The 1,870-nt window shown below is 46.0% G+C and carries 2 protein-coding genes; both read left to right on the top strand.

What is annotated here, in order from left to right; genetic code table 11:
- Window positions 1-712: VOC family protein (locus OB13_RS19745; RefSeq protein ID WP_461491903.1), on the top strand; the 712-nt coding region annotated here is incomplete at its 5' end.
- Between the two features lie 55 nt (window positions 713-767).
- Window positions 768-1,703, top strand: a complete 936-nt coding sequence (locus OB13_RS19740) for an NADP-dependent oxidoreductase (protein WP_461491902.1) — start codon at window positions 768-770, stop codon at window positions 1,701-1,703.
- The last annotated feature ends 167 nt before the right edge of the window (window positions 1,704-1,870 follow it).

The following is a 1,870-nucleotide window of genomic DNA, read 5'->3' as shown; positions in this document are numbered from 1 at the left end:
GGTGGTACTTTATCCAACTGCTAATACTCCGTTTCAAAATGGCTACAGTGGTATCTACCATTTAGCGATACACCCGACAAGCGAGGGGGACTTTGCAAGGGTGCTGGCAAGGCTGCTCGCGAAAGGTTATCCTGTATCACCTACCGACCATACGATGTCCAAAGCCATCTACATGAAAGATCCGGATGGAATAACAGTAGAAATTACGCTGGAAACGCCAGAACGACTAAAGAAGGTAGAATTTGGCAACAGAGGCCCGGTGGCCATTGATGTGGATGGAACAGTACGCAGCGCATCGGCACCATTGGATGTGCAGTCTGTTATAGATACCTTACCGGATGATCAGATTGATCTATCCTTGCCCGATGATACTTATGTCGGGCACATGCACCTGTACGTTTCAGATCTTGACGCTGCCAACCAGTTTTATAAGAGTTTGGGGTTTGTACAGAACATGTATGAGCCACGCTACGGAGCAGCTGACCTAGGGGCAGGTGGTGCTTTTGGCCATCGCGTAGCAGTAAATACATGGCAAGGTGTAGGTAAACCACAAGCGCCTGAAGGTACAGCAGGAATGCGCTTCTATACGATTGTGTTAGACTCTCCTGAACGCCTGAAAAAGGCACTAGAGAGTTTTCCATCCGCACAAGCGCAGGATGACGGCTACCTAGTGGCTGACCCGGCAGGAAATAAGATACTTCTAAAAGCTTAATTATTAGTGCTATAAAGTTTTTAAAACATTATTAACAGACTTAAAATTTATAAAGATGAAAGCAGCCTATATAGAACAGTACGGTGGTACTGATGAAATACAATTAGTGAACGACTTTGCAAAGCCTGCTCCAGGAGCTGGTCAGGTGTTAGTAGAAGTAAAGGCAGTCAGTCTGAACCGGATCGATACCATTCTACGTGCTGGTTACATGCAGCAAATGATGCCAATTAAATTCCCTTCTGTGGTAGCAGGAGACTTTGCCGGAATCATTTCCCAAGTTGGCGACGGGGTTACAGCTTTCAATGTGGGTGATGAAGTGTATGGTCAGGCGGGAGCTTTAATGGGTGGAACTGGTGCCTTGGCTGAGTTCACTGTAACGGCAATTGATAAGCTGGCAAAGAAGCCATCTTCTATCAGCATGGAAGAAGCAGCTTCCCTGCCGCTCACAGCTGCCAGTGCGGTGCAGGCCATCGAAGAGCACATGGCACTGCAAAGGGGACAGAAAATCCTGGTACATGGTGGAACAGGTGGCATTGGTTCCTTCGCTATACAACTGGCAAAACATCATGGTGCTTACGTGGCCACTACGGTAGACGGTCAATTTGCTGCACTGGCAAAAGAGCTGGGAGCAGATGAAGTGATTGATTATAAATCGCAGGATTTTACAAATATCATCAAAGAATATGATGCTGTGTTGGTAACAGTAGCCGATGCAGCAGCTGGCTCTTATGGTGTTTTGAAGAATGGTGGCGTGCTGGTGTTATTGGCTGGGATGGCAGACGAGGAGGCAGCAAAAGAGCATGGGGTAACAGCTGTTCAGCAAATGACACAGGCAAGTTCACTGCAATTGCAACGAATAGCTTTCTTGGTGGATAGCGGTGTTTTGAAACCCCTGATCGATAAAACATTCTCTTTTGATGAGACAAAGAAAGCTTATGATTATTTCGAGCAGGAGAATCCGAAAGGCAAGGTAGTAGTAACACTTAACTGAGACTAATCCAGCAAACTGAACAGCGAACAGGTCCCTACCTTGTTCGCTGTTTTGGTTTTATAGGCTTCCCTTATGAATTAGAGACAACTACATATCGCTTTCTCAAGCCCCAAAACTATTTCTTTCTCTGGTTAGCTACTTGTTTTCTTAACATACATCAAGGCGAA

This window comes from Pontibacter sp. HJ8 (genome assembly GCF_054824225.1).
Note: the sequence above shows the minus strand (reverse complement) of the source record. Positions and strands in the feature narration are given on the sequence as shown.